This window comes from Streptomyces sp. NPDC041940 (assembly GCF_055589465.1).
This window is the reverse complement of record NZ_JBVJBP010000025.1, coordinates 24,634-31,043: the sequence shown is the minus strand read 5'-3', so window position 1 is coordinate 31,043 and position 6,410 is coordinate 24,634. Positions and strand designations below refer to the sequence as shown.

Genomic DNA, 6,410 nt, shown 5'->3' with positions numbered 1-6,410 from the left:
CCCGCGCCCCCGCTCCCCCCCCACCCCCCCCCCACATCCCCCCCCCCCCCCCCCCCCCCCCCCCCCCCCCCCCCCCCCCCCCCCCCCCCCCCCCCCCCGCCGTTCTGGGGGCCTGACGGCCCCCGGCCGTACGGGAACGCCGGAGCGCCCGCAGCAGTCGCGCTGCGGGCCCTCCGGCGTTCTGTCTCTCTCAGTCCTCGTCGCGGCGGAGCGAGGGCTTGAGGTCCTTGAGCCGGCCGAGCAGCCCGTTCACGAACGAGGGCGACTCGTCCGTGGAGAACTCCTTGGCCAGCTGCACCATCTCGTCCAGGACGACGGCGTCCGGGGTCTCGTCGACCCAGATCAGCTCGTAGGCGCCGAGCCGCAGGATGTTGCGGTCGACGACCGGCATCCGGTCGAGTGTCCAGCCGACCGAGTACTGGGCGATCAGCTCGTCGATGCGCTTCGCGCGCTGCGCGTAGCCCTCGACCAGCTCCATCGTGTACTCGCTCACCGGCGGCTGCCGGGTGTCGGCCCGGGAGAGCCGGACCCAGTCGGCGAGGACCGTCAGGACCTCGGTGCCACGCTGGTCGCCCTCGAAGAGGATCTGGAAGGCGCGCTTGCGGGCCGTGTTGCGGGCAGCCACGGTTAGCTGTTCACCCGGCCGAGGTAGTCGCTGGAGCGGGTGTCGACCTTGATCTTCTCACCGGTGGTGATGAAGAGGGGCACCTGGATCTGGTGGCCGGTCTCCAGCGTGGCGGGCTTGGTGCCACCGGTGGAACGGTCGCCCTGGACGCCCGGCTCGGTCTCCTGGATGACGAGCTCGACGGCGGCCGGCAGCTCGACGAAGAGCACCTCGCCCTCGTGCTGCGCGACGGTGGCGGTGAAGCCCTCGATCAGGAAGTTGGCGGCGTCGCCCACCGACTTGCGGTCGACGTGCAGCTGGTCGTAGGTCTCCATGTCCATGAAGACGAAGTACTCGCCGTCCATGTAGGAGAACTGCATGTCCCGCTTGTCGACGGTGGCCGTTTCGACCTTGACGCCGGCGTTGAAGGTCTTGTCGACGACCTTGCCGGAGAGCACGTTCTTGAGCTTGGTGCGCACGAAGGCCGGGCCCTTGCCGGGCTTGACGTGCTGGAACTCGACGACGGACCAGAGCTGGCCGCCTTCGAGCTTGAGCACCATGCCGTTCTTGAGGTCGTTCGTGGAAGCCACGGTTGCGGAATCTCCTGGACTGACGTACGACCCTGGGGCCCGCACCTGCCTGGCTACAGGGCGAGCAGCTCCTTGGTCGTGATGGTGAGTAGCTCGGGTCCGCCGTCCGCCTCGGGGCGGACGACGAGCGTGTCATCGATCCGGACACCACCCCGGCCCGGGAGGTGGACCCCCGGTTCGACGGTGACCGGCACGCAAGCGTCCAGTTTACCCATGGCCGCGGGACTCAATTGAGGGTCCTCGTCGATTTCGAGCCCGACCCCGTGTCCGGTCAGGGCCGTGAGGCCCTCCGTGTACCCCGCGGAGTCCAGCACCTGGCGTGCGGCCCGGTCGACGTCCCGGCAGGCGGCGCCGGGTACCAGGCTCTCACGTCCGGCGCGCTGGGCGGCGAAGACCAGGTCGTACAGCTCGATCTGCCAGTCCGCGGGAGCCGTGCCGATGACGAACGTACGGCCGATCTCACAGCGGTAGCCGCGGTACGTCGCGCCGAGGCAGACGGAGAGGAAGTCGCCCTCCTCGACACGGCGGTCGGTGGGCCGGTGGCCCGGGCGGCCGGCGTTGGGCCCGGTGGCGACGGAGGTCGGGAAGGCCGGTCCGTCGGCCCCGTGGTCGACGAGGCGTCTTTCGAGCTCCAGGGCGAGATGACGCTCGGTCCGGCCGACGAGGATGGACTCCAGCAGTTCGCCCAGGGCCTGGTCGGCGATCTCGGCGCCGATGCGCAGGCAGGAGATCTCCTCCTCGTCCTTGACCACCCTGAGCTGCTCGACGGCGCAGCCGAGGCCCGCCAGGCGCAGCCGCGGGGCGACCGAGCCGAGGGCGCGGTGCCGGGCCACGGTGAGATGGTGCTCCTCCACCGCGAGGGAGTCGGCTCCCTGGTCCACGGCGAGGCCGGCGGCCGCGACGGCGGGGTCGCCGCCACCGGTTCCGGGCAGGTTCTGGACGCGCAGGGCCTCGTCGGGGCGCTCCTGCGCGGAGCGGCCTTCGATCGGGCCGGCACACACCAGGAGGTCCTCGGTCTTGCCCAGCAGCAGAACGGCGCCGCGCGGGGCGGGGCCCGCGAGATAGCGCACGTTGGCGGGGCGGGAGACCAGCGCCGCCGCGCTGCCGCCCGCGTTGCAGTATTCCCTCAGACGCGTCCGGCGGGCCGCGTACACCTCTGACATGACCCGAGCGTATGAGCTCCGCGGGTTTGGCGCCGGTTGAGGGCGTCTGAGTGGGCGGTGCTTGGTGTGTCCGGGTGGGCTGGGGTGCTGTTCGGGAGAGGGCGGGCCGCGCGGGGTTGTGTGCCGTCCGCGGGTGGGTGGGGGCTTGTCGCGCAGTTCCCCGCGCCCCTAGGGGGCGGGGCCCCTAAGGGGTGGGGGCTACCACTGGGGTGGGCTGGCGATGGAGCGGGACAGGACGTCGTTCAGGACCTGGGCCGTTTGCGGGATGTCGAGCTGGGAGTTGTCGATGATCGGGAGGCCCGAGCCGTACCAGCCGGCCATGCGGCCGTGGATGCGGGCGACCTCGTCGTCGCTGAGGCGGCGGTTGCCGGAGCGTTCGGCGTTACGCTCCAGGACGATCTCCAGGCCCGGCAGGAGGACGACCGGCAGCAGGCCCGGCCCGACGTGCCGCTTCCAGCCGCCGAGGCCGACGACGGGCCGGTCGGGGAAGACGGCGTCGTCGAGGATGCAGGAGATGCCGTTGGCCAGGAAGTTCCGCGCGGCGAAGCCGCAGGTGCGGCGGGCGAGACGGTACTGGGCTTCCGAGTTGTCGTTCCACCCGGACTGGGGGTCGGCGAAACCCGAGCGGACCCATTCGCGTACGTCGTCGAGGCTGATGTGGGCCGTGGGGATCCGTCGGTGGTCCGCCCAGTACTTGGCGACGCTGGTCTTCCCGGCACCCGCGGGGCCGATGAGCAGCACCGCGAGCGTCGTGCCCGCCAGGTCGGGGCCCGCGGCGGCGGGCGGCGCGCTGGGCATGGCGACCGGACCGCCCGGCGGCAGCGGCACATGACCGGTGGTGTCCGGCGCGGCGGGGGCGGAGGCCTGATGCGGGGGCGCGGCAGGCCCGGGCGGTGGCGCGGGGTATCCCGGTGCCGGGGGCGGCGGGGGCACGGGGGCGGCGCCCTGGTGCGCGCCCGGTTGGTGCGAACCCGGGTGGTGTGCGGCCGGCGACCAGCCGGCGGCCGGTCCCTGCCCCGGCTGGTGGGGCGGCGGCAGCGGAGAACCCACTGCGTGCTGCATCCGGTGCCACTCCGTCTCGTACAGGCGATGGGCGCTGACTGCGGGGGCGGAACCCGCTGCTACCGAACGGTACCGCCCCCGGCGATCGTTGTGTGAACGGCCGGGGGCGGCCCGAAGTGCCCGGCGCCGTAAGGCTTTTTCGGGCGGAAGGAGCGCGGGAGGACTTACTGCCCCACTTCGCCGTACGCGGCGAGCAGCACGGCCGGGTCGGGCCCCTCCAGGACGGTGGGCTTGGCCAGACCGTCCAGGACGATGAAGCGCAGCAGGTCGCCGCGGGACTTCTTGTCGACCTTCATGGTCTCCAGCAGCTTGGGCCACTGGTCGTGGCGGTAGTACAGCGGCAGGCCGACCGCTTCGAGGACGGTGCGGTGCCGGTCGGCCGTGGCGTCGTCCAGCCGGCCCGCCAGGCGGCCGAGTTCCGCGGCGAAGTGCATCCCCACGGACACGGCGGCGCCGTGGCGCCACTTGTAGCGCTCGTTCTTCTCGATGGCGTGGCCGAGCGTGTGGCCGTAGTTGAGGATCTCGCGCAGGCCCGACTCCTTCAGGTCGGACGACACCACGTCGGCCTTGACCCGGATGGAGCGCTCGATGAGCTCGGCGGTGTGCGGGCCGGCCGGGGTACGGGCGGCCTCGGGGTCGGACTCGATGAGGTCGAGGATCACCGGGTCGGCGATGAAGCCGGCCTTGATGACCTCCGCGAGTCCGGAGACGTAGTCGTTGACCGGCAGCGAGTCCAGTGCGGCCAGGTCGCAGAGCACACCGGCGGGCGGGTGGAAGGCGCCCACCAGGTTCTTGCCCTCGGCGGTGTTGATGCCGGTCTTGCCGCCGACGGCCGCGTCGACCATGGCCAGCACGGTGGTCGGGATCGCGATCCAGCGCACCCCGCGCAGCCAGGTGGCTGCCACGAACCCGGCCAGGTCCGTGGTCGCGCCGCCGCCGACACCGACGATGACGTCCGTGCGCGTGAAGCCGGACTGGCCCAGCGCCTTCCAGCAGTAGGCGGCGACCTCGGCGGTCTTGGCCTCCTCCGCGTTGGGCACCTGGATGGCGACGACCTCGTAGCCCTGCTCGGCCAGGTCGGCGCGCAGCGCGTCACTCGTCTCGGCCAGCGCCTCGGGGTGGACGATCGCGACCCGCTTGGCCCTGCCGCCGATCAACCCGGCCAGTTCGCCCAGGAGTTGCCGGCCCACCAGGACCTCGTAGGGCTCGGTGCCCGCCGTGCCGCCGATCTGGATCCGCGTCACTGCCTCGCTCATGCTTCCTTCAACTCCAGTGCGTCCAGGGCTGCTTGGGTGACCTCTTCGGGCGTACGGCCATCGGTGGCGACGACGGCCGTGGCGACCGCCTCGTACAGGTTCCGACGGGCCTCCATCAGCTCGCGCCACTGCTTGCGCGGGTTGATGGCGAGCAGCGGCCGGGCCGCGTTGAGGCCGGTGCGCTTGACCGCCTCCTCGACGTCCATCGACAGGTACACCACCCGCTGCCCGGCGAGCAGCTCGCGGGTGTCCTGGTCGAGGACGGCGCCGCCGCCCAGGGCCAGCACGCCGTCGTGGCCGGCCAGCGCCTCGCGCACGGCCTGCTTCTCGATCGCGCGGAAGGCGGCCTCGCCCTCCTCCACGAAGATCTCGGCGATCGTCCGGCCCTGCGCGGCGACGATGTCGTCGTCGGTGTCCCGGTATCCGGCCCCGAGTCGCTCGGCCAGCAGCTGCCCGACGGTGGACTTGCCGACGCCCATCGGGCCGACCAGCACGATCAGCGGGGTCACCGGATGGCCAGGTTGTCGAGGTACGACCGTACGTTGCGGCCGGTCTCGGCCACGCTGTCGCCGCCGAACTTCTCGGCCACCGCGTCCGCGAGGACGAGGGCGACCATGGCCTCGGCGACGATGCCGGCGGCCGGCACCGCGCACACGTCGGAGCGCTGGTGGTGGGCGGCCGTCGCCTCACCGGTGACGACGTCCACCGTCTTGAGCGCCCGCGGGACGGTCGCGATCGGCTTCATGGCAGCGCGCACCCGCAGCAGCTCACCGGTGGTCAGCCCGCCCTCGGTGCCGCCGGAGCGGCCGGAGGTACGCCGGATGCCCTCGTCGGTGGTCACGATCTCGTCGTGGGCCTTGGAGCCGGGCACCCGCGCCAGGTCGAAGCCGTCGCCGACCTCCACGCCCTTGATCGCCTGGATGCCCATGAGCGCGGCGGCCAGCCGGGCGTCGAGACGCCGGTCCCAGTGCACGTGCGAACCGAGGCCGACCGGCACGTCGTAGGCCAGCACCTCGACCACACCGCCGAGGGTGTCGCCGTCCTTGTGGGCCTGGTCGATCTCGGCGACCATCGCCTTCGACGCGTCGGCGTCCAGGCAGCGCACCGGGTCCTCGTCCAGCTTCTGCACGTCCGCCGGCGTCGGGTACACGCCGTAGGGCGCCTTCGCGGCCGCCAGTTCCACGACGTGGGAGACGATCTCGATGCCGGCCGTCTCCTTCAGGTACGACCGGGCCACCGCGCCGAGGGCCACCCGGGCCGCGGTCTCACGCGCCGAGGCACGCTCCAGGATCGGCCGGGCCTCGTCGAAACCGTACTTCTGCATTCCGGCGAGGTCGGCGTGGCCGGGCCGCGGGCGGGTCAGCGGGGCGTTGCGGGCGAGCCCGTCGAGGATCTCGGGGTCGACCGGGTCGGCCGCCATGACCTGTTCCCACTTCGGCCACTCGGTGTTGCCCACCATGATCGCGACCGGGGAGCCGAGGGTGAGGCCGTGCCGGACACCGCCGAGGAAGGTGATCTCGTCGCGCTCGAACTTCATCCGGGCGCCGCGCCCATAGCCCAGGCGCCGCCTCGCGAGATGGTCCGCCACCATGTCCGTGGTGATCGGCACGCCGGCGGGCAGACCCTCCAGCGTCGCGACGAGTGCGGGACCGTGGGACTCCCCAGCGGTCAGCCAGCGCAACCTGCTCAACGGTGCTCCTCAGTGCTCGCGCCCGTACTGCCCTGCGTACGCACG

Annotated in this window: 7 protein-coding genes; all 7 read right to left on the bottom strand. The window is 72.4% G+C overall.

Annotated features, from left to right (window positions below; genetic code table 11):
* Nucleotides 1-190: 190 nt before the first annotated feature.
* On the bottom strand, nt 191-625 hold the full coding sequence (gene nusB, locus ACZ6I3_RS32705; protein WP_469419590.1) for a transcription antitermination factor NusB: 435 nt from the start codon (nt 623-625) through the stop codon (nt 191-193).
* A gap of 2 nt (nt 626-627) precedes the next feature.
* Complete coding sequence (gene efp / locus ACZ6I3_RS32700) at nt 628-1,194, bottom strand: elongation factor P (protein ID WP_189726434.1); 567 nt, start codon at nt 1,192-1,194, stop codon at nt 628-630.
* A 53-nt stretch (nt 1,195-1,247) separates the two neighbouring features.
* The gene (locus ACZ6I3_RS32695) at nt 1,248-2,357 is read right to left on the bottom strand and encodes an aminopeptidase P family protein (RefSeq protein ID WP_469419589.1); all 1,110 of its coding nucleotides are present in this window, start codon (nt 2,355-2,357) and stop codon (nt 1,248-1,250) included.
* Nucleotides 2,358-2,555: 198 nt separating this feature from the next.
* Nucleotides 2,556-3,419, bottom strand: a complete 864-nt coding sequence (locus tag ACZ6I3_RS32690; protein ID WP_469419587.1) for a Pro-rich N-terminal domain-containing protein — start codon at nt 3,417-3,419, stop codon at nt 2,556-2,558.
* 164 nt (nt 3,420-3,583) lie between these two features.
* Nucleotides 3,584-4,675 carry a 3-dehydroquinate synthase gene (gene aroB / locus ACZ6I3_RS32685; RefSeq protein ID WP_189726437.1) on the bottom strand — a complete coding sequence of 364 codons (1,092 nt, stop codon included), beginning with the start codon at nt 4,673-4,675 and terminating at the stop codon, nt 3,584-3,586.
* On the bottom strand, nt 4,672-5,154 hold the full coding sequence (locus tag ACZ6I3_RS32680) for a shikimate kinase (RefSeq protein ID WP_468199310.1): 483 nt from the start codon (nt 5,152-5,154) through the stop codon (nt 4,672-4,674). The genes aroB and ACZ6I3_RS32680 overlap by 4 nt, the downstream gene beginning before the upstream one ends.
* Nucleotides 5,155-5,180: 26 nt before the next feature.
* Nucleotides 5,181-6,365: a chorismate synthase gene (gene aroC, locus ACZ6I3_RS32675; RefSeq protein WP_469419585.1), complete on the bottom strand. Its 1,185-nt coding sequence runs from the start codon at nt 6,363-6,365 to the stop codon at nt 5,181-5,183.
* Between the last annotated feature and the right edge of the window lie 45 nt (nt 6,366-6,410).

Bases quoted from the DNA above. Each gene is read 5' to 3' on its own strand.
- ACZ6I3_RS32695 (WP_469419589.1), bottom strand. From the start codon at position 2,357: ATGTCAGAGGTGTACGCGGCCCGCCGGACGCGTCTGAGGGAATACTGC.
- ACZ6I3_RS32690 (WP_469419587.1), bottom strand. From the start codon at position 3,419: ATGCAGCACGCAGTGGGTTCTCCGCTGCCGCCGCCCCACCAGCCGGGG.
- ACZ6I3_RS32680 (WP_468199310.1), bottom strand. From the start codon at position 5,154: ATGGGCGTCGGCAAGTCCACCGTCGGGCAGCTGCTGGCCGAGCGACTC.
- aroB (WP_189726437.1), bottom strand. From the start codon at position 4,675: ATGAGCGAGGCAGTGACGCGGATCCAGATCGGCGGCACGGCGGGCACC.